16 protein-coding genes are annotated in these 19,138 nt (G+C 65.3%); 4 read left to right on the top strand and 12 right to left on the bottom strand.

Going from position 1 to position 19,138, the window contains the following annotated elements; all coding sequences use genetic code 11:
• Positions 1 to 52: 52 nt before the first annotated feature.
• The 10 genes from uxuA to BOO71_RS15520 all read right to left on the bottom strand — a co-directional run bounded on the left by uxuA (position 53) and on the right by BOO71_RS15520 (position 12,616).
• A complete protein-coding gene (uxuA, locus tag BOO71_RS15565; protein ID WP_075833978.1) occupies positions 53 to 1,093 on the bottom strand; it encodes a mannonate dehydratase in 1,041 nt (346 codons plus the stop codon).
• A gap of 81 nt (positions 1,094 to 1,174) precedes the next feature.
• Positions 1,175 to 2,149 carry a sugar kinase gene (locus BOO71_RS15560; protein ID WP_254843184.1) on the bottom strand — a complete coding sequence of 325 codons (975 nt, stop codon included), beginning with the start codon at positions 2,147 to 2,149 and terminating at the stop codon, positions 1,175 to 1,177.
• Positions 2,146 to 2,775 (bottom strand): bifunctional 4-hydroxy-2-oxoglutarate aldolase/2-dehydro-3-deoxy-phosphogluconate aldolase, encoded by a 630-nt coding sequence (locus BOO71_RS15555; RefSeq protein WP_075833976.1) that lies wholly within the window; start codon positions 2,773 to 2,775, stop codon positions 2,146 to 2,148. Before BOO71_RS15555 ends, BOO71_RS15560 begins: the two co-directional genes overlap by 4 nt.
• Positions 2,772 to 5,300, bottom strand: coding sequence for a beta-mannosidase (locus BOO71_RS15550; protein WP_075834000.1), 2,529 nt, complete (start codon positions 5,298 to 5,300; stop codon positions 2,772 to 2,774). The genes BOO71_RS15555 and BOO71_RS15550 overlap by 4 nt, the downstream gene beginning before the upstream one ends.
• Before the next feature lie 172 nt (positions 5,301 to 5,472).
• Positions 5,473 to 6,276 (bottom strand): ABC transporter ATP-binding protein, encoded by an 804-nt coding sequence (locus BOO71_RS15545; protein WP_083653495.1) that lies wholly within the window; start codon positions 6,274 to 6,276, stop codon positions 5,473 to 5,475.
• Positions 6,273 to 7,286, bottom strand: coding sequence for an ABC transporter ATP-binding protein (locus BOO71_RS15540; protein WP_075833974.1), 1,014 nt, complete (start codon positions 7,284 to 7,286; stop codon positions 6,273 to 6,275). The genes BOO71_RS15545 and BOO71_RS15540 overlap by 4 nt, the downstream gene beginning before the upstream one ends.
• 172 nt (positions 7,287 to 7,458) lie before the next feature.
• Complete coding sequence (locus tag BOO71_RS15535; RefSeq protein ID WP_075833972.1) at positions 7,459 to 8,292, bottom strand: ABC transporter permease; 834 nt, start codon at positions 8,290 to 8,292, stop codon at positions 7,459 to 7,461.
• Positions 8,292 to 9,305 carry an ABC transporter permease gene (locus tag BOO71_RS15530; RefSeq protein WP_075833970.1) on the bottom strand — a complete coding sequence of 338 codons (1,014 nt, stop codon included), beginning with the start codon at positions 9,303 to 9,305 and terminating at the stop codon, positions 8,292 to 8,294. The genes BOO71_RS15535 and BOO71_RS15530 overlap by 1 nt, the downstream gene beginning before the upstream one ends.
• 414 nt (positions 9,306 to 9,719) lie before the next feature.
• On the bottom strand, positions 9,720 to 11,435 hold the full coding sequence (locus tag BOO71_RS15525; RefSeq protein ID WP_217694903.1) for an ABC transporter substrate-binding protein: 1,716 nt from the start codon (positions 11,433 to 11,435) through the stop codon (positions 9,720 to 9,722).
• A gap of 170 nt (positions 11,436 to 11,605) precedes the next feature.
• The gene (locus BOO71_RS15520; RefSeq protein ID WP_175607458.1) at positions 11,606 to 12,616 is read right to left on the bottom strand and encodes a LacI family DNA-binding transcriptional regulator; all 1,011 of its coding nucleotides are present in this window, start codon (positions 12,614 to 12,616) and stop codon (positions 11,606 to 11,608) included.
• Positions 12,617 to 13,127: 511 nt separating this feature from the next.
• On the opposite strand from BOO71_RS15520, the gene BOO71_RS15515 reads away from it, so the two are divergent.
• Together BOO71_RS15515 and BOO71_RS15510 are read left to right on the top strand one after the other, a co-directional pair.
• A complete protein-coding gene (locus BOO71_RS15515; RefSeq protein WP_139322971.1) occupies positions 13,128 to 14,042 on the top strand; it encodes a Gfo/Idh/MocA family protein in 915 nt (304 codons plus the stop codon).
• Complete coding sequence (locus tag BOO71_RS15510; protein WP_075833965.1) at positions 14,039 to 15,019, top strand: Gfo/Idh/MocA family protein; 981 nt, start codon at positions 14,039 to 14,041, stop codon at positions 15,017 to 15,019. Before BOO71_RS15515 ends, BOO71_RS15510 begins: the two co-directional genes overlap by 4 nt.
• A 53-nt stretch (positions 15,020 to 15,072) precedes the next feature.
• Here BOO71_RS15510 and BOO71_RS15505 read toward each other — a convergent pair whose 3' ends face one another.
• Positions 15,073 to 16,200, bottom strand: coding sequence for an N-acetylneuraminate epimerase (locus tag BOO71_RS15505; RefSeq protein WP_075833964.1), 1,128 nt, complete (start codon positions 16,198 to 16,200; stop codon positions 15,073 to 15,075).
• A gap of 258 nt (positions 16,201 to 16,458) precedes the next feature.
• On the opposite strand from BOO71_RS15505, the gene BOO71_RS15500 reads away from it, so the two are divergent.
• Both BOO71_RS15500 and BOO71_RS15495 read left to right on the top strand, forming a co-directional pair.
• Complete coding sequence (locus BOO71_RS15500; protein ID WP_075833962.1) at positions 16,459 to 17,211, top strand: FadR/GntR family transcriptional regulator; 753 nt, start codon at positions 16,459 to 16,461, stop codon at positions 17,209 to 17,211.
• 45 nt (positions 17,212 to 17,256) lie between these two features.
• On the top strand, positions 17,257 to 18,789 hold the full coding sequence (locus BOO71_RS15495) for an ABC transporter substrate-binding protein (protein ID WP_075833960.1): 1,533 nt from the start codon (positions 17,257 to 17,259) through the stop codon (positions 18,787 to 18,789).
• A gap of 49 nt (positions 18,790 to 18,838) precedes the next feature.
• Here the strand turns inward: BOO71_RS15495 and BOO71_RS15490 are convergent.
• The coding region (locus BOO71_RS15490; RefSeq protein WP_139322688.1) for a transposase family protein at positions 18,839 to 19,138 on the bottom strand (300 nt) is incomplete at its 5' end.

Genomic DNA, 19,138 nt, shown 5'->3' with positions numbered 1-19,138 from the left:
CGCCCGGACCCAACCGCTTTTGCAAACGATTCAATCGGAGGGGGTGCGAAGGCTAGGCGGGATCGTTCAACCTCGCGGCGTCGATCAGCCCCTGAAGGTACATGGCCCCCAGCGCACGGTCATACAGCCCGTATCCGGGACGGCCCGTCTCGCCCCAGATCATCCGGCCATGATCCGGGCGGACCGGTACGTCGGGGCGCAGCCGCTCAAGCAGCGTGACGGTTCGGGCCAGTTCCACGTCGCCGTGGGCGCTGACATGGGCCACCTCCTGAAAATCCCGTTCGCCGCTGCGGCGCACGTTGCGGGCGTGGACGAAGTGAATCCGCCCCGCGTAGCGCCGTGCCAGGGCGGGCAGATCGTTGTCCGCCCGCGCTCCCAGCGAGCCGGTACAGAACGTCAGGCCGTGGTGTTCGTCCGGCACGACACCCAGCAGAAAATCCAGATCGGCGGCGGTGCTGACCACGCGCGGCAGCCCCAGCACCGGCCAGGGTGGATCGTCGGGGTGAATGGCCAGCCGCACGCCCAGCCGCGCTGCCTCGGGAACCACCGCCCGCAGGAAATACGCCAGATGTTCGCGCAGGTGGCGGGCGTCTACCCCGGCGTAGGCCACCCGCAACTCGCGCAGCGCCTGTGGGGTGTAGGCTTCCGCCCAGCCGGGCAGCGCAGGCGGCTCGTTCTCCGGCAGGTCGGCAGCCTCAGCCTGATTGAAGCTGAGGGAAGTGCTGCCATCGGGCAGGGGCGCATCCAGGCGGGTGCGCGTCCAGTCGAAGACCGGCATGAAGTTGTAGCAGACCACCGGCACGCCCGCCCGCGCCACCGCCTCCAGGCTCGCCACGAACACGCCGATCCGATCGTCCCGGCGGACATGACCGAGTTTGATGTCCTCGTGGACCGGGATGCTCTCGATGACGCTCAGACTCAGTCCCGCCTCCTCCACATCCCGGCGCAGGGCGCTCACCGCCTCCTGTGTCCACGGCACACCGGGCAACACGCCGGGCAGGGCACTCACCACACCGCTCAGGTTGGGAATCTGGCGCAATTTCCAGAGGGGAACCGGGTCGGCAGCGCCGAACCAGCGCATGGTCATCTGCATAGAAGAGGTCTCTGCATGAAGCACGTCCTTGCTGGGGAAAGAGGGCTGTGGAATGAAAGCTGGAGAAAGAAGAAGGAAGGCTCAGCGGCGCGGCTCGCTCCAGTCGCCCCCTGCCAGCACCGACTGCACCTCGGCCTGAGTGGCACGCAACTGATCGCCGGGCAGGGTGGTTTTGAGGGCCGCGCAGGCGGAAGCAAAGCGCAGCGCGTCGGCTGGCCCGGCTCCACCCAGGTGGGCGTGCAGGAAGCCTGCCGCGAAGGCGTCCCCCCGCCCGATCCGGCCCGGTCCCGTGGCGGGCAATGCTGCCTGAAGCACAGGCTCTGTGCGCTCTATGCCGGGCGGGTACGCCTCACTGCCCTGCGCGCCGCGTGTCACGACGATCAGGGCGCGGGGATTGATGGCCCGCAGTCCATCTGGGCCGCCCAGCAGCCCCACGTCACGGGCCGCCACGAAGATCAGGTCGGCGTGGCGGGCGGCCCCGGCGTAGATGTCCGGGGCGTCGGCATCGACCAGCAGCAGGCGGCGGTGGTTGACGTCGAAGGAAACCAGCACGCCCTGCTCGCGGGCGGCGGCCATCAGTGCCAGGGTCAGCGCCCGCGCTCCTCCTCCCAGCGCCAGATTGATCCCGCTGACGTGCAGCGCGCCGCGTCCGGCCAGCCAGCCAGGGTCCAGGTCCGCCGCCGTGAGGGCCTGGAAGGCCGTGCCGCTGCGGTCATAGACGGCGCGGCTGGGCCGGGGTGCATGGTGGTCTTCCAGGTAATACGTCCCCAGCCGTCCGGGGCGCTCCAGGCTGAGGTCGGTCACGTCCAGCGCGTGCAGATGCGAGCGTGCCCAGTCTCCCAGCGGCCCCGGCGGCAGGGCGCTGACCCAGGCGGCGGGGCGGCCCAGCGCCCTCAGCGCGGCGGCGACGTTGAGTTCACTGCCAGCGCATTCCGCTTTCAGGGTGGTCAGGTTTTCCAACCGGTGCGTGCTGGGCAGCGTGAGCTTGAGCAGCGCCTCCCCGAAGGCCAGGACGCTGTAGCTCAGGACGCTGTTCGCAGAGGATGGGCTGGTCACCGGGAGGCCGCGCGGGTGAAGGCCAGCAGGTCAGCCAGTGCGGCGGCCCATTCTGCTGCGGGCTGCGCGAACAACGAACCCCCCAGGCCCACCGCCAGAGCGCCCGCTTCCAGCCAGGGGCCGACGCTCTGCACGGTGGGCTGGACGCCCCCGGTGACCAGAAGCTGCGCGTCCGGCAGCGGCCCGCGCAGGGCACGCACGAAGGCCGATCCCAGCACCCCGGCAGGAAACAGCTTGACCACTTCCGCGCCCCCGCGCTGCGCCTCGAAGACCTCGCGCACGGTGCCCGCGCCGGGCAGGTAGGGCATGCCTGCGGCCCGGCAGGCGGCGGCCACTTCGGGCACCCAGCAGGGACCCACGATGAAGTGTGCCCCCGCTTCCAGATAAGTCCGGGCCGTGGCGGCGTCCATGACCGTTCCGGCCCCCAGCCACAGATCGGGAAAATCGCGGCGCAATGCAGCAAAGTTTCCGGCGGCCTGCGGGGCACGGGCGGTCAGTTCGGCGGCCTGGAGTCCGGCGTTCTGGAGGGTTTCCAGCCGCACGCGGGCGACGTCCAGATCGTCCGGCGTGAAGAGGGGCAGCAGCCGATCACGGCCCAGCACGCCGCGAAGGTCTGCCCAGGTCACGGCTGGGGCTGAGGCTGGCGTGCCTGGAACATCTTCAGTTCCACGTCCTCTGGCCGCAGTGCCCGGTCCGGGTGGGTGGCCGTGATGGTCCGGCTCTGCCCGGCTTCCAGGTCAAAGAAATTGTCGCTGAACCCAATGACTTCGTCGCTGGTGAAGTGGACGAGGTAGCTGTACTGGCTGGCCGTGACGCTCAGGCTCAGGCTGCCGTCCGGCTGGGCGCGGGCCTCCAGGGTGGGCAGGGTCTGGGGCAGCCTGAGATCCTTGATTTCCACGAAGAAATGGGTGCTGGCCTCGAAGTGACCGCCCCGCGATTCCAGCCGCAGGTAGTGGCCACCGTCGGCCTGCAATTCCCCGGCCTCCAGCCTCAGCACGGAGTGGCTCTGGCCGTGGCTGATCCCAGCGTCCACGTCCCGCGTCCAGAGGGTCTGCCCGGCAACATCCATCAGGCGCACGGTCAGGGTGTCGCGCACCTCTTCCCGGCGCTCGCTGGTGAGCCAGACCTCCGCGCCGCCGTCTTCCAACGTCTTGACGCTTGCCAGCAGCGGCGCGAAGGCCCGCCGGGCAAACCAGTACCCGGCCTTGGGCACGTTGTCCGAATCGATCACGCTCCAGCTCAGCACCGGCCAGCAGTCGTTGAGCTGCCAGATCAGCGCCCCCGAGCAGTGCGGCATGCGGCGGCGGTAATGCTCAATGCCGAACTTGAGGCCCTCGGCCTGGGCCACCTGGCTGAACAGCAGGTACTCGGCCAGATCGCCCGGCAGCCCGGTAGTCCCTTCCATCAGGGCGTCCCCCTTGTTCTTGGGGTTGTCCTTGTTGTGGTGGTCCATGCTGGGGCTGTGATGGTACAGCTCCCCTTCCGGGATCACCCGCCGCAGGGTCCGCAGAGCAGGCGCGGCGTGCATGCCGAACTCGCTGATGAAGCGGCCCAGGTCCACGGCGTAGTTGCGGTAGGAGACCCCTTCCAGTGTGCGGTCCAGCCCGATAGGGTCGCCAAACTGCCGCACGATGGGGCGCTGGCCGTGCCACACGTCCCAGTTGTGGCGGTCGCCGTCCAGCATGGAGTTGTGATCGTTGCCGCCGTAGGGGCTGCCGGGCCAGTACGGCACCTGTCCGTCCAGCGCCGCCACCACTTCCGGCAGAATTTTCGCGTAGTACAGGTCACCCGTGGCCCGCGTCAGGTAGCGCATCTCCTGAATCCACTGGTTCTCGTTGTTGCCGCACCACAGGGCCAGACTGGCGTGGCTCCGCAGCCGCCGCACCTGATACTCCGCTTCGGCCCGGACCTCGCGGGCCAGTTCATCCGTTTCGGGATACGGCGCGCAGGCGAACATGAAGTCCTGCCAGACCAGCAGTCCCAGCTCGTCGCACAGGTCATAGAAGGCGTCATGCTCGTACACTCCGCCGCCCCAGACCCGCAGCATGTTCATGTGGCCCTGCTGCGCCAGCCGGATCAGCGGCTCGTAGCGCTCCCGCGTCAGCGTGCCCACGAACGAATCGGCAGGAATCCAGTTGGCTCCCCGCGCGAAGATCGGCAGCCCGTTGAGGACGAAGCGAAAAAAGCGCGTGCCGGGTTCGTCTGCGTCGGGCGACTGGTCCAGATGGAGAGTACGGACGCCGACTTTCTGGCTGAGCTGATCCAGCGGCTGATCGTCCAGCAGCAGTCGCACCTCCAGACCGTGTAGCGCAGGCGTGCCCAGGTCACGCGTCCACCACAGCGCCGGATCACGCAGCTCAAACGACACCTCGCCCGCCGTCTGTCCGGCCTCCAGCGTGAGCTGCCGGGTCATGGCCTCGCCGGAGGGCAGGGTCAGCGTGAATTCGGCGCTCAGGGGGGCGTCGGTGGCGAAGCGCTCAACTTCTGCACTCGCCGTGACCACCGCAAACGTGTGGGCGGCGTTGAGGCTCACCGTGGCGAATTGCACGCCAGTCAGCCGTGCGGCCCGTTCGCGGCGCAGTTCCACGCCGCGCCACAGCCCGAAGGTGGGCAGCACCGGACCCCAGTCCCAGCCGTAGCCGAACTGTGCTTTCCGCATCGCCACCTTCGGCTTGATGATCTCGGGGTCCCAGGCCGGAACCTGCGCCAGCTCGACGTGCTGAAGGGGTGGGTCAAGGCGCACCGCCAGCGTGTTGGGGCCGGGCCGCAGACTGTCCGTCACGTCAAAATCGTGTTCGCGGAACATGTTGCGGCTCTCTCCCAGTACCTCGCCATTGAGGTAATAGGTGGCGTAGGTGTCCACGCCGTCAAAGACCAGTCGCAGGCGCTCGTCCGGGGCCAGGGCGTCGTGCGGGCCAGTCAGGATGGTGCGGTACCACCACTCGCGCTCCTGGATCCAGTCGGCCTCCGGCTCGTTGCGGTCATAGAACGGTTCGGGCAGGCGGCCTGCTGCCACCAGGGTGCGGTGAACGTCGCCGGGCACGGCCACCGGAAGCCAGCTCTCGGTGTCCAGTGCGGGCGTGTGGGCCTGCTGCCGCTCCCCCTCACCAGGGGCGAAATCGTGGAGGAGCCAGGGAGCAAATACGGTCATATAAACCTCGCGGGAAGGGGAATGGATTGAGGCGCTGGCACGGAAACTGGACTCGCCCAGCATGACGGGTCAGCCGGGCGCGGAGTTGACCAGCAAGCTGAGATCGGCTCTTATCCCGCCCCTTTACAGATGACTGCTACAGCCATCTGTAAAGGGGCGGAGAGAAGTCCGGTCAGTGCAGCTTGGGCACGTCTGCCAGCAGTTGCTGGGTGTAGGGGTGTCGGCGCTCGGCCACCACGGCCTCGGTCTCGCCCTGCTCGACCAGTTCGCCCCGGTACATCACCAGCAGGCGGTCACTGACGTAGTACGCCTGCCCCAGATCGTGGGTGATCAGCAGGATGCTCAGGCCCTGCTGATCGCGCAGGTCGCGCAGCAGGTTCAGCAGGCTGACGCGCAGCGAGGCGTCCAGCATGGAGGTGGGTTCATCGGCCACCAGCAGGCGTGGGCGCAGCATCAGGGCGCGGGCGATCATCACGCGCTGGCGCTGGCCGCCCGAGAGTTCGTGGGGACGCTTGTCCAGCATCGCCGGGGGAATACCCACCTGCGTCAGCGCCTCGGCCATGCGCGTTTCCAGCTCGTCGCGGCTCAGTTTCTGGTCCAGCACGCCCAGCGAGGTCCGCAGCAATCGGCGCACCGTGTAGAACTGGTTGAACGACGCCGAGGGGTCCTGAAAGGCGGCCTGCACGGTGCGCCAGTACGCCCGCTGGGAGTGCTTGCCCACCGGCTCGCCCTCCAGCCGGATCTCGCCGCTGGTGGGGAGCAGCAGGCGCATCGCCAGCCGCGCCAGGGTGGTCTTGCCGCTGCCGCTCTCGCCCACCAGCGCCACGATCTGGCCCGGCGCGATCTGGAAACTCACATCCTTGACCGCTGTGACCGAGCCGAACACGCGGCTGACCCCGGCAAATTCCAGCAGCGGTGTGCCGGAGTCGCTGAACGGATTGCTGGCGGTGACCTCATCAATCTGCGGCCCGGTCATGCGCCGCTCCCGGCCACGGCGGTTGGGGCCACGGGCTGACCCTGCGCCGCCTCGGCCACGCGCCAGCAGTACGCGAAGGATTCCAGATCGCCCACCCGGGGTGGATCGGTCAGGCACTTGTCGTCGGCCAGCGGGCAGCGCGGGTGAAAGCGGCAGCCGACGGGCGGGTTCGCCAGGTCAGGCGGCGAACCGGGAATGCCCTCGATGCGGTGGCGGCGCACATACGGCTCCGGCACCAGCACCGATCCTACCAGGGCGCGGGTGTACGGGTGGCGGGGTTCATTCAGCATCTGATCGGTCTGTCCTAGCTCGGCCAGTCGCCCGGCGTACATGATCGCCACCCGGTCTGCCACGCTGCGCATCAGCGGCAGGTCGTGGGTAATGAAGACCACACCCCGGATGATTTCCCGCGACAGCAGATCGCGCAGCAACGCCACCAGCGCCTGCTGAGAGGACACGTCCAGCGCACTTGAAGGCTCGTCGGCGATCAGGATGCGCGGGTTGAGCAGCGTGCTGATCACCGCCACCACGCGCTGGCGCATGCCCCCCGACAGTTCGTGGGGGTACTGGTCCACCGCGCGCGGGGGCAGGCCCAGCTCGCCCAGCCGCTCCGCTGCCCGTTCCCGCGCCGACTTGCGCGTCACGCCGCTTTCGTGGGCGCGCAGCACGTCGTAAGCCAGATCGCGCACCCGCGTGGTGGGGTTGATGGCGTTCATGGCCCCCTGCGGCAGCACGCTCAGGAGGGTTCCGCGCTGCGGGCGGGGCAGCGCCCGGCTCAGATCGGCCAGTTCGCCGTCCATGCTCAGGGTCCCGCCCGTCACGCGCAGCGGCAGTTGGATGTTGCGGGCCAGCAGGGCGGCCAGGGTACTCTTGCCGCAGCCCGACTCGCCCGCGATGCCCAGCACCTCGCCCTCGCGCAGGCTCAGGGTCACGTCGTCCACGGCCTGCACCAGACCGGCGGCGGTCACGTATCCGGCGCTGAGATTCTCGGCGCGCAAAAGGTCGCTCATACAGACTCCGGTTGAAAGGTGTTGAAAACGCCTGGAAATCCGAACAGGCGTTCAAGCGTCCTCATGGGCGCTGTTCTGGACAAGACAGTGAGAAGGAGACGGGCGGGTTCCGGGCGTGGAGTGAACGGACCGGTGCCGTCTCGGTTGGTCCACGAAACAGACGGAATCCGTGTCATGTGTTCCTCCTCAAACGCGGGTTGAAGTACTCGTCCAGGCTGGACTGCACCATCAGCAGCGCGAACGAGATCAGCGCCAGGATCAGGGTGGGCGGCAGGATGGCCCAGTACGCCCCGGTCCGCAGCGCCTCGCCCTGAAGTGCGCCCTGGAGCAGCTTGCCCAACGAGATGCTGTTGTCTGGCCCCAGCCCCAGCAGACTCAGGCCGGCCTCGTTCAGAATGCCGCTGGACATCTGAAGCACGAAGGCCATCACCACGTAACTGGCCATGTACGGCAGAATTTCGCCCATCAGGATGCGCGGCGTGCTGATGCCCGACAGCCGCGCCACGTCCACATGCTCGCGGCTGCGTAGGCTGGCGGCCTGGGAACGCACGGCGCGGGCGGTCCAGGGCCAACTGGTCACGCCGATGATCACGCCCAGCAGCACGGTGCTGCGCGAGTTCAGCGTGACCGACAGCAGCACCAGGATCACGATGGTAGGAATGGTGATGAACACGTTGGTCATGCCCATCAGGACCTCGTCCAGCAGGCCGCCGAAGTACCCGGCGCTGAGGCCGATGATCACGCCGATCAGCGTGGCGATCACCCCGGCCACCAGTCCGATATACAGGCTGTTGCCGATGCCGTGGATCAGTTGCAGGAACACGTCGTTGCCGATGGCGTCGGTGCCCAGCCACAGCTTGGAATCGGGGCGGTCATAGCGCCCGCCGACGGCGAACAGGGGGTTGGCCCTCCTGATCAGCGGGCCGATCACCCCTACCAGCACGATGATCAGCAGCAGCACGGCGCTGAAGGTAAAACGGGAATTTTTCAGCAATGAGCGCAGCATCAGCGTTCTCCCTGTTGAGAGGCGCGGATGCGCGGGTCGATAAAGCCGTAGCTGAGGTCTACCAGGAAGTTGGCCCCCAGCACCGCCAGCGTGATCAGGATGGTGATGCCCTGGATCACCGGGTAGTCGTTCTGCCCGATGGCGGTGAACAGCGTGGTGCCGATGCCGGGATAGGAGAACACGATCTCGGTGATCAGTGCCCCGCCCACCAGCGAACCGATGGCCAGCGCCAGCCCGGTGATCTGCGGCAGCATGGCGTTGCGGAAGATGCCGCGAATGATGCGGTTCTCGCCCAGGCCCATGCTGTTCTCGTAGCTCACGTAATCAGATCCCAGTTCGTAGATCGCCATGCTGCGCATTCCCACCGCCTGCCCGCCGATCACGATCAGCACCAGGGACAGAAACGGCAGAATGTAGTGTTGCAGCGCGTCCACGAAAAAGCCGAAGGTGAAGGCCGGGGAGTTGATGAAGTTGTAGCCCCCGCTGCTGGGCAAAATGGGCCACGCCACCGCGAAGGCGTAGAGCAGCAGGATGGCCAGACTGAAGTACGGAATGCTGGAAAAGCCCAGTGCCCCCAGAAACACCGTGCGGTCAAATATGCCGCCCCGGTAAGCGGCAACCGCGCCCAGCACGTTGCCGATCAGCCAGCCGATCAGAATGGCGGGCAGTTGCAGGGCAATGCTCCAGGGCAGCGCGGCCCGCACGATGCTGTTGACGCTGGCCGGGTAGTTGGCGAAACTGGTGCCCAGATCGCCGTGAAACAGCCGGTTGAGGTAGGTGCCGAACTGCACGATCAGCGGCTGATCGAGGCCGAATTCCTTGATGTAGGTGGCGTAGATGCGTTGCAGGCTGGCGCTGCTGACGGTGCCGCCGCTGCCCATGCCGCTCACGATCTGGTCTACCGGGTTGCCGGGAATCAGGCGGGGCAAAAAGAAATTGAGCGCGGCAGCGGCCAGAAATGCCAGCAGATACCACGCGATCTTGGTCACCAGGTACCGGGTAAAGGGCTTCACATGGAACTCCTTGGGGAAGGTGGAGCGGACAGGGTCTGGCCGTTCAAGTTGTGGATCAGATCGCAGATCGCAAATCAGAAAACACCGCTGCCCGGTGGGGCCAGCGCAATGCCGAGGAAATGGCTGTCGAGGCGAACCGGGCAACGGCGTGGGACAGTTGTGTGGCCTGAGCTGTGTGGGCCTGAATTAAGGGGGAGTTCCGGGAAGGCAGTCCCTCTCGTTGCCAGAACCACTTGTCTGGCAACCCCACCGGAGAGCATGTTGCGGCTCCCAGACGGTGCATGTTGCCAGGCTGTGGGCGCTGTGAGGTGGATGCTGTGAGCAGGGCAGGATTTCCTGAAAATATCTGTCTCCCGGTTGTGCCTGATCCCCGAAAGAGACTGGGGTTCAGGACGCAACCGGGAAGGGCGGGGTTCAGCGGGGCTTGATCTTGTAGAGCATCTTGATCCCGGCCTGGGCGTTCTGGGGCGCGGCGTAGGGGTCCGCGCTGGTGGGGAAGCCGGTCCAGTGGGCCGTGTTGAATTCGTAGAACTCGTAGGGGCGGTACATCAGCGGAATGGCCGGAACGTCTTTCTGGAAGATGGCGTCGAGCTGGCCGTACAGGTTTTTCTGATCGGCAGCGCTGGTGGCGGCAGCCGCCTTGTCGAGCAGCGGGGCGACCTGCGGGTTGCTGTAGCGCCCGTAGTTGGAAAAGGCGTTCTCACCGATCTTGGGGGTGTCGCGGCTGTCCATCGCGGCCTGAAAGCGCGGCCAGGGTCCGGCAGCGCTGACGCCGGTGCTGCCGTTGAGGGCCAGATCGAAGTCGCCGGTGTTCAGGTTGGTCTGCCACACCGACTGCTGCGGGAAATCGGTGCGCAGGTCGATGCCCACCGCCTTGCCGCTGGAGGCCACCACGGACAGGGCCTGGTTCCAGTCGGTCCAGCCGTTGGGTGCGGCCAGCTTCCACGGCCCCAGGCGCGTGCCGTCGGGCAGCACGTAGATGCCGTCGCCGCCCTTCTTGGCCTTGAGCTGCTTTTCCAGGATGTCCACGGCCCCCTGCGGGTTGTAGCTCCAGCCGTTCTTCTTGACTTCTGCCGCGCTGAACAGCGTCTTCTCGTTGCCGCTGGGCAGCAGCAGGCTGGCGTTGGCCGGCACCGAGTAGTTGGACATGGCCGTCTTGGCGATCAGGGGGTAGTTGATCGACATGGCGATGGCGCGGCGCACCAGCGGGTTGTCCAGCCCCTTCTTGGTCGTGTTGACGACCAGCAGGGGAATGCTGCCGGGCAGGTAGTACGGCTCGCTGCTCAGCCAGGTGCCGACGCCCTTGTCCTTGAGTTTCCAGATTTCGGGAATGAAGCTCTGCGAGACATCGACATTGCCCTGTGAGAGGGCCAGGTTGGCGCTGTCGTTGCCCTTGAAGATCGGGTGCAGGATGTACTTGGGCGCGGGCAGGCCCCAGACCGACTTGCCCCAGTAGTTGTCGTCACGGATGGCCACCACGCGCTCGGCGTTGTAGGTGCTGACCTTGTAGGGGCCGGAGCCGACGGGCTTCAGGTTGGTGAACTGGGCCAGCGGGGTCTTTTCCTTTTCCACGGCAGCGAAGATATGTTGCGGCACGATCACGATCTGGCCCAGATAGTTGACGACCAGTCCCGGATTGAGTTTCTTGGGGTTCAGGGTGATCACGACCGTCTTGGCGTCGGGGGCCTTGACGCTGCTGACGTAATCCCACAGGTTGGAGTAGCTGAGGGCCTCGCGCTTGCCCAGTTCAAAGGAGTACACCACGTCGGCGGCGGTCAGCGTCTTGCCGTCCTGCCATTTGGCAGCGGGCTGCATCTTGACCGTGATGACGTTGCCTTTCTGGGTGTATCCGGTGGCCAGCAGCGGCTCCAGCTTGCCGCTGGCGCTGTTGAAGGTCATCAGGGTCTCGTAGACCAGCTCGTAGACGTTGGTGCCCGAGTTGGTGTTGCCCACTGGCCAGGCCGACTGGGCCGGGGAGACGGGGTTGAAGCTGGTGGGGGTGTCGTACTGCCAGCCGGAGACGATCAGCGTCTGGGCGCGCGGCAGGTTCTGGGCCTGGGCCGAGACCGACAGGGTGGCGAGCAGGCCAGCGGTCAGCCAGAGGGCGTTCTTTTTCAGGGTCTGTGACATGTGTTTTCCTTTAAAGCGGTGAATAGGGGCGGAGGGGTCTGGGGGCGGAAAAGAAGACGAGGGGAAGTTGGGACGTGGCCGTCAGGGCGACATGGCGTCCTCCGGTCCGGCACCCGGCGGCGCGTTCGCGGAACCGGCCATCAGAGAACCGGGCATCACAGAACCGGGCATCACAGCGGCTCCGGGGTGGTGGACCCCTGCTGGAAGGTGGTGGGAATGACGACCTGCTGGACCGGGCTGCCCGGCTGATCGATCTGGCCCAGCAGCAGCCGTGCCCCGGTGGCCCCCATCGCGCCCTTATCCACGCTGACGCTGCTCAGGCGGCGCAGGCCCTCCAGCGGGTAACGCAGCCCGTCGTAGCCCAGCACCGCCACCTGCTCCGGGACCTGCACGCCTGCGTGGTCAAGGGCAGCCAGGATCTTGTAGGCCACGCGGTCATTTCCGCAGACCACCGCGTCGATGCGCTCCCGACGGATGGTGGCCAGCACCTCTTCCACCGGGAGCGCATCGTCCTCAGCGTGGGCGTGGACCGGCGCGGCCTGCGGGTCCAGCCGGGCCTCGGTCAGCGCCTGTAAAAAACCAGTCAGCCGGTCCTGAAGATTGGGAATGGTGGCCCGCTCCGAGACGAACATGAGGCGGCGGCGGCCCAGTTCGATCAGCCGCTGGGTGCCCCGCCGCGTGCCCTCGGCGTTGTCCGACATCACCGAGGAAATGCCCGCGACGTGCCGGTCCACCAGCACCAGCGGCTGCATCTGCGCGATCTGCTGCAAGACCTCTTCGGGCACCTCGAAGCCGATGACGATCAGGCCGTCCGCGCGCCGCTCCGAGGCCAGTTGCAGCAGATCGTTCCCCGACTTCAGGCTGGTCAGCAGCAGGTGCAGGCCGCGCGCCTCCAGCTCGGTCTCGATGCCGCCCAGGACCTCGGCGTAAAACGAATCCAGGAACACCGGGGTGTGGATGGCCGAGAGGGTGACCGCGATGTTGCCGCTGCGCCCCTGCGCCAGACCGCGCGCCAGTGCCATCGGGCGGTACTGGAGCTGATCGGCCACCCGCATGACCCGCTCGCGGGTGGCCTGAGACACGTCTGTGGCGCTACTCAGCGACTTCGAGACGGTGCCGATGCTGACGCCGGACAGCCGCGCCACTTCCTTGATCGAGGGCCGGACAGGGGGACGGGTCATGCCGGGCACCTGACTGCGGACCGACACAGATCCACCAGCAGGCCAGAAACCGGGCATCTGCAAGTGTTTGTGTGTTTGGACGTGGCCTGCATCAAGAGGGACCCCCGAAGAAGTTGGATCTCGCCGAATTCTGTTGTGAACGGTGGCGGGCACACAGTTATGCCTGTCGTGTTCAGAGCGAAAACGCTTTCGCTAACTCGGGTAGAAAATTCAGGCTTTCGCCCTCGAACGCTGTTGAACCGGAATTGATGGACTGAGACTAGGCTGAACGTGCGGTCATGTCAAGTCCGGTTGGCTGCGATTCTGGACCGGGCACGCCTTTTTGCTTCAGGCCAACTGGAGATAGGGCGACAGAACAGCAGGGTGCTGGAAACGCTGTAGTGATCGAAGTTGCTCTCTTCGCGTCAATCAGACCTGTCCTACGGCGTGGAGAGGTCATGGGCCTGGAAGCAATCGAGGCGAGCAATTGAGGACGAATATTTAAAATGTCAGATATCTGATAACCTGATGTGTGCAGATTGTTCTCTTTGATCGCGGGCACTGGCATCGGCCCATGTATCTCCAGGCATTCGGGGCCGTTGGCCAGCCTCTGCACGACAGCAGGGGCGCGGAGGATGATCTCGACGAGATTCTGGCCAGCCGTCCTGACCTCCTGATCCTGCTGGGAACCCCGCAGGACATGCTGCGCGACGTGCAGAGGTCCGTGGAGGCCGGAGTGGCTGTGGTGGTCGAAAAGCCGGTCGGGCGCTGTGCAGACGAGCTGGAACCGCTGGCCGCCCTGGCACAGCAACGCGGCGCGTTCGTCAGCGTGGCGCAGCCTCATCTGCTGAATGAATTCTGGGACGTCTGCACGCCAGAGTTAGGGGGACCGCTCTCGCACCTGCGCTTCCGGCTGGTCAACGGTTCGCCGGAGCGGTATGCGGCCTGGGGTGTCCCCTGGGTCATGCAAACAGACGTGGTGGGGGGCGGAGCCTTGCGGAATCTGGGCGTCCACGGCGTCAGCGCTTTTCTAAAGGCCACGACTGGAGAAGTTCAGGTCCATTCCTGCGTGCTGAGCCGCCGACTGTTTCAGATGGAGACCGAGGAGTATGCCGCCGTGACCCTGTCGGCTGGCGGCGTGATCGGGCAGATCGAGGTGGGCTACACCGCTGCTCTGGATGAGGCTAGTGACTTTGAGCTGAGCGGCCACCATCAGAACCTGAGCGTGCGTGATGATGGACAGGCTCTGACAGTTCTAGACCGCCACTCCGGTCAAACCCGCGTGCAGCCCGTCCTGCCCCTGGCCCGCCGTTACGAGCAGTTTGCTGCCGCCACGGTGCAGGCGCTTGAAGCTGGCGGACTCGCTCCCCATTCCCTTGCGGACCATCTGGCCGCCATGCGCGTGATCGACGCCTGTTACGCCCGCGCGGTCTGGGCGGACGCGTGAGGGTCGGTATTCTGGGCGCGGGTTGGTGGGCCGAACAGCACGCGCAGGCCCTCGCCATGCTGGAGGGTTTTGCGGTCACAGGCGTCAGCAGCGGGTCGCTGGAAACGGCCACCACGTTCGCCGCCCAGTACGGGGGGCGTGTCCACGCCGATGCCGAAGCCTTGCTGGCCGCCCCGGATGTGGACGCCGTGCTGATCGCCGCGCCGCACGAGTACCACGCTCCGCTGGCGCTACAAGCCATTGCTGGCGGTAAACCGCTGCTATTGGAAAAACCGGTCGCCACGAATTTTACGGACACCCATGCCGTTCTAGATGCCGCTCGTGACGCTGGCGTACCGTGTCTCGTCGGCTTCACCAGCCATTACTTCCCCGGATTCAGCCGGGCCAGACAGATCATCGACAGTGGCGAGCTGGGCCGCCCCCTCAGCGGACAGAGCGTGTTCCAGAAACGCTGGATGGAGGCCAATCGCCGCGACTGGCATCTGAACCGTGAACGCGGCGGCGGGATGCTGCTGACCGCCGGAATCCACGCCCTGGACCGATTGATGTGGTTGATGGACAGGCCGGTGCAATCTGTCGGCGCAGTGATCGGCATCCACCTTCACGATCAGCAGGCCGACGATCTGGCGAGTCTGTTCCTGCGCTTTGCGGGCGGCGGTGCGGGGATGGTGGGCAGTTACGGCTACGCCCAGGGCGGGCCGATCAACGCCACCACCATCCTGTGCGAGGGCGGCAGCCTGCGCGTTACCCCCGACAGTCTGGAGATCGGACAGAACGACGGCTGGACTGCTGTATCACTCACCCTCCCGGACAACCTGACGCTCGCCGCGCTGGCGCAGGAATGGGTGGAATTACGTGCCTGGGCCGAATCTGGCCAGCTTCCCAGGGTCACGCTGGAGTTTGCAGGCTCCGTCATGGATGTCGTTTTCGCCGCCGAGGATTCCGCCATCCAGGAGCGCGAGATTTCGCTGGGGTGAATGAAAAGGGGCCAACCGTCGCAACAGTCGGCCCCCTCTCTATATCTGGCTGCTCAGTCCTTGATCTCCACACTATCGCCCTTCAGGGTGATGGACATGACCTTGGTGCTGGCGTCGCCGCCCTGTACTTCGCCGCCCACCAGAATGACCTCGTCGCCGCGCTGGATGCTGATGCCCGAAGCCTGGGGCTGCGGCAACTGGCCCACCACGCTCCATTTGTCGCCGCGCAGCGCGTAGATGTCGCTGCGCCAGGTCTTGGTCAGGCCCTGATGGGCGTACTGCACGCCGCTTCTAAACTTGGCGGTGCTGCCGGGGAAGTTGGCACCACCGGCCACCAGCAAAGCGCCCATGCTGGAGCCGGTAAAGGCCCCGGCCACGCCCTCCTGGACCGCGCCGTCCGCCGCACCCGGCAGGTTGGACACCTCGCTCCAGCTCACGGCACCGTCCTTCACAGTGGCGCGGCCTGCCTGTGCCGTGCGCAGACCGGGCTTGATCTCGCCGCTCACCACCGTCAGGGTGTCGCCCTGGAGGCTGATGGCGGCCCCGGCGCGGCCCGTGAAGGGCGCGGTGCCCAGCGACTGCCAGGTGTTGGTGGCCGGGGTGTAGCTCTGCACGTCCTTGCCGAAGAAGTAGTCCTGGGGGCGTCCGCTGAAGTAGGCCAGGGCCACGGCGTCGCTGGCGGCCTTGTCGGTCCCGGCAGCGGCGATATCCGTGAAGTACCCGTTGAAGATGTTGCGGTTGACGCCGCCGAACAGCAGGATGCTGTCCCCCTGGGCCACCGCCGTGCCGCCGCCGATGTCCACGGGCGCGCGGGTCTTCAGTTCCTGCCAGGTGTTGCTGGCCGGATCGTAGGCGTGAACCTGGTTAAAGACCGAGCTGGTGGCCTCGGGTGTGGTCTTGCCCATGCCGCCGAACACGTACAGTTTGCCGCTGACCACGGCGGCGGACGCCTGATCGCGGGCCGGGCCAGGAAAGGCGGCCATCTCGGCCCAGCCTTTGACTGAATCCGACAGGTTCAGGGCGTAGAACTTCTGGCCCGCCGTGCCCAGTCCGGCGTAGATGGTGGTGCCGATCAGGCCGCCCACACCGTTTTTGATGCCGGTGGGCAGGTCAGGGTAGGTCTGGGTCTGTGCGGCGGCGGTGGTGATCAGCAGTGCGGCAAGCAGGGTCACGGTCTTCATGGGGCCTCCAAAGGGCGAGAGACGGCGAACACGGACGCCAAGTTGGGCCGGTTCTTAGATATCTGATATCTGACTTGTGGTGAGATGAACTGTACTTGGCGTAAAAGTCGGATGTCAAGTGCGCAGTTCTGGTGTGCCTGGAATCATGTGGCAGTTGACAGAACTGCCCCCTTCCCGTAAGCTCGTCCTACCTATCAGATATCTGATGTCAGATTCACTGAATTCCAGAAGTGATCCGACATCGTCCAAAGGAGGTTTATGGCTGCCCGCGTTCCCGCATACCGACAGGCCCAGACGTCGATCAAGCAGTACATCGAAGACCATCAATTGCAACCCGGCGATCCTCTGCCCTCTGAAGGCCAGCTTGCCAAGGACATGGGCATGAGCCGCCTGTCGCTGCGCGAGGGTGTCAAGACCCTGGAAGCCGTGGGGATTCTGGAGGCACGTCAGGGCGAGGGCATCTACGTCAAGGCATTCACCTTCGACAGCATTTTCGAGAATCTGCCCTACTCGTTTGCCAGCGACGGCCAGTCCCTGCGCGATTTGCTTCAGGTCCGCACGGCGCTGGAGGAGGGGCTGGTAGGCATGGTCGCCAGCCAGGCCAGCCCCGAACAGATCACCGAACTGGACGCGCTGGCCTGTCAGATGGTCCTGAAGGCGCAGACGGGGGAGACTTTCGAGGACGAGGACCGTGAGTTTCACCTGACGCTGTACCGCCCGCTGAACAACCCCTTCCTGAACCGCCTGGTGCAACTGTTCTGGGAAGTGTTCCGGCGGCTGCACGGCAGCACGGGCGTGACCCACTGGAACCTGGAACAAACCGCGCAGGACCATGTCGCCATCGTTGAGGCGCTGCGGGCCGGCGAAGCAGAGCAGCTCACGCGGGCCATGCACGGCCACTTCCGGCAGATCAAGGAACGTCTTGATCCCCAGATTTCAGGCGATTTACAAACCCCCGCTAAATCTCAGCCCTCAGACCCACCCAGACGACGCCAACCTATCCAGAAATAACGTTACTCCGTCCATTCGCTCCAATTCAGAAACAGGAGACCCACCATGATGAAACGTTCTTTGCTCGCCCTGACCTTTGCCCTTTGCACGCTGGGCAGCGCCTCCGCCGACAAGGTCATCACCGGAGCCTTTGACCAGGGACCCGGCGGCGCACCGGGGCAGTTCAACCCCCTAACCAACACGGCGGGCTTCACCTGGCTCAACAAGTATTTCTCGACGCTGGTGCTGTACGATCCGGCCTTCAAAAAGATCAGCGGCGATCTGGCCTCGTCGTGGACCGTGGCCGACGGCGGCAAGAAGTACACCTTCGTGCTGCGCGACGGCATCAAGTGGCACGACGGCAAGCCCTTCACCTCCGCCGACGTCAAGTTCAGCCTGGACCTCGCCAACAACCCGGATTCCGGCAGCGGCTTTGCGGCCAAGTTCGGCAACATCACCAAGATCCAGACCCCCAACGCCCGCACCGTGGTCCTGACCCTCAGCAAACCCAACGCCGCGCTGCTGGATGCCATGACCAACTTCATGATCCTGCCGCAGCACGCGCTGGGCAAGATGGCGGCCAAGGACCTGCGCAACGCCGCGTGGTGGCGCACCAACCCGGTCGGCACCGGGCCGTTCAAATGGAACAAGCTGGTGCCCGATCAGTACGTGGAACTGGTCGCCAACGCGGATTACTTCCGGGGCAAGCCGAAGGTGGACCGGCTGGTGAACCGTTACTTCAAGGAGCAGGCGGCGGCAGTGGTGGCCCTCAAGAGCGGCGACATCGACTTTTCCTACCTGACGCTGGATGACACCAAGACCTTCAACGGCAATGCCGTCAAGATTCTCGACGGCTCCTCGCAGGTGGCCAACTATCTGGGCTTTAACAACGCCTCGCCGCTGCTCAAGGACGTGCGTATCCGGCAGGCCATCTTGCAGGCCATCGACCGCGATACCATCGTCAAGCAGCTCTACGGCGGCGGCGCGGAAGTGGCCAACTGCCCGGTGACCAACACTAAGTACGTGCCCAAGGGCATCAACGCCTACGCCTACAACCAGGATCAGGCGAGGCAACTGCTGAAGGCGGCGGGCTGGGACAGCGGCAAGTCGGTGGAAGTCATCACGTACTATTCCGATCAGCTCAGCAAGGACGTGCTGGTGACGTTGCAGCAGATGCTGGGGCAGGTGGGCTTCAAGATCGCGCCGCGCTTCGTGGACGTCCCCACCTATAACCAGATCACGGGCGGGAACGACTTCACGATGGTCTACGCGGGCATCGGCAACGGCCCCGATCCCGACACGCTGTACCCGAGCATGCACTCGGACTTCATCCCGCCCAACGGCACCAACCGCATGAAGGTCAGCATCCCCGCGCTGAACAAGCTCTTCGAGCAGGGTCAGGAAACCACCTCGGTGTCCACGCGCACCAAGGCGTATCAGGACATGTGCGCGCTGGTGAACAAGCAGCTTCCCTGGGACGTGCTGTGGAGCGCCAAGCGTTTCGGCGGAGTCAGCACCAAGCTGAGCAACTTCATCTGGACACCCGCGCCCGCCGGGGGCCGTTACGACGACAAGGCCTACCTCTGGGAAACCAAGTAAGACCCAGTCAGACGCCACGGACAGGGATTCACTAGACCTCTTGCGAAAGTCAGGCACATTTAGCGGTGGCGTTGCAGATGGCGGCGATGAGGTTGACTCGGAGGCTGAACCGCTTTCGCCGATGGCGATACGTTTCCTTCAACACTCGAAAAATCTTGAGCCGACGAATAACATGCTCAACAGCGATTCTGAAGCGTGCCAGTCGAAGATTTTCTGCTTTCTGTGCCGGAGTGAGCTTGCGTTTCTTGCTCGCTTTGTGCGGTGTATGGCACAGCGGGTGTTGGTGTTGAACGCCCTGATAGCCAGCATCGGCAACCAATTCAGTTTCAGGGTGAATGGCGGTCTGGGA

The organism is Deinococcus marmoris (assembly GCF_001949125.1).
GTDB lineage: Bacteria > Deinococcota > Deinococci > Deinococcales > Deinococcaceae > Deinococcus > Deinococcus marmoris_A.
The sequence above is the reverse complement of the archived record's forward strand: the minus strand, read 5'-3'. Positions and strand labels throughout refer to the sequence as shown.

Coding starts and splice junctions, on each gene's coding strand:
- uxuA (WP_075833978.1), bottom strand. CDS start 1,093: ATGCAGATGACCATGCGCTGGTTCGGCGCTGCCGACCCGGTTCCCCTC.
- BOO71_RS15550 (WP_075834000.1), bottom strand. CDS start 5,300: ATGACCGTATTTGCTCCCTGGCTCCTCCACGATTTCGCCCCTGGTGAG.
- BOO71_RS15545 (WP_083653495.1), bottom strand. CDS start 6,276: ATGACCGGGCCGCAGATTGATGAGGTCACCGCCAGCAATCCGTTCAGC.
- BOO71_RS15540 (WP_075833974.1), bottom strand. CDS start 7,286: ATGAGCGACCTTTTGCGCGCCGAGAATCTCAGCGCCGGATACGTGACC.
- BOO71_RS15535 (WP_075833972.1), bottom strand. CDS start 8,292: ATGCTGCGCTCATTGCTGAAAAATTCCCGTTTTACCTTCAGCGCCGTG.
- BOO71_RS15525 (WP_217694903.1), bottom strand. CDS start 11,435: ATGTCACAGACCCTGAAAAAGAACGCCCTCTGGCTGACCGCTGGCCTG.
- BOO71_RS15520 (WP_175607458.1), bottom strand. CDS start 12,616: ATGACCCGTCCCCCTGTCCGGCCCTCGATCAAGGAAGTGGCGCGGCTG.
- BOO71_RS15505 (WP_075833964.1), bottom strand. CDS start 16,200: ATGAAGACCGTGACCCTGCTTGCCGCACTGCTGATCACCACCGCCGCC.
- BOO71_RS15500 (WP_075833962.1), top strand. CDS start 16,459: ATGGCTGCCCGCGTTCCCGCATACCGACAGGCCCAGACGTCGATCAAG.
- BOO71_RS15495 (WP_075833960.1), top strand. CDS start 17,257: ATGATGAAACGTTCTTTGCTCGCCCTGACCTTTGCCCTTTGCACGCTG.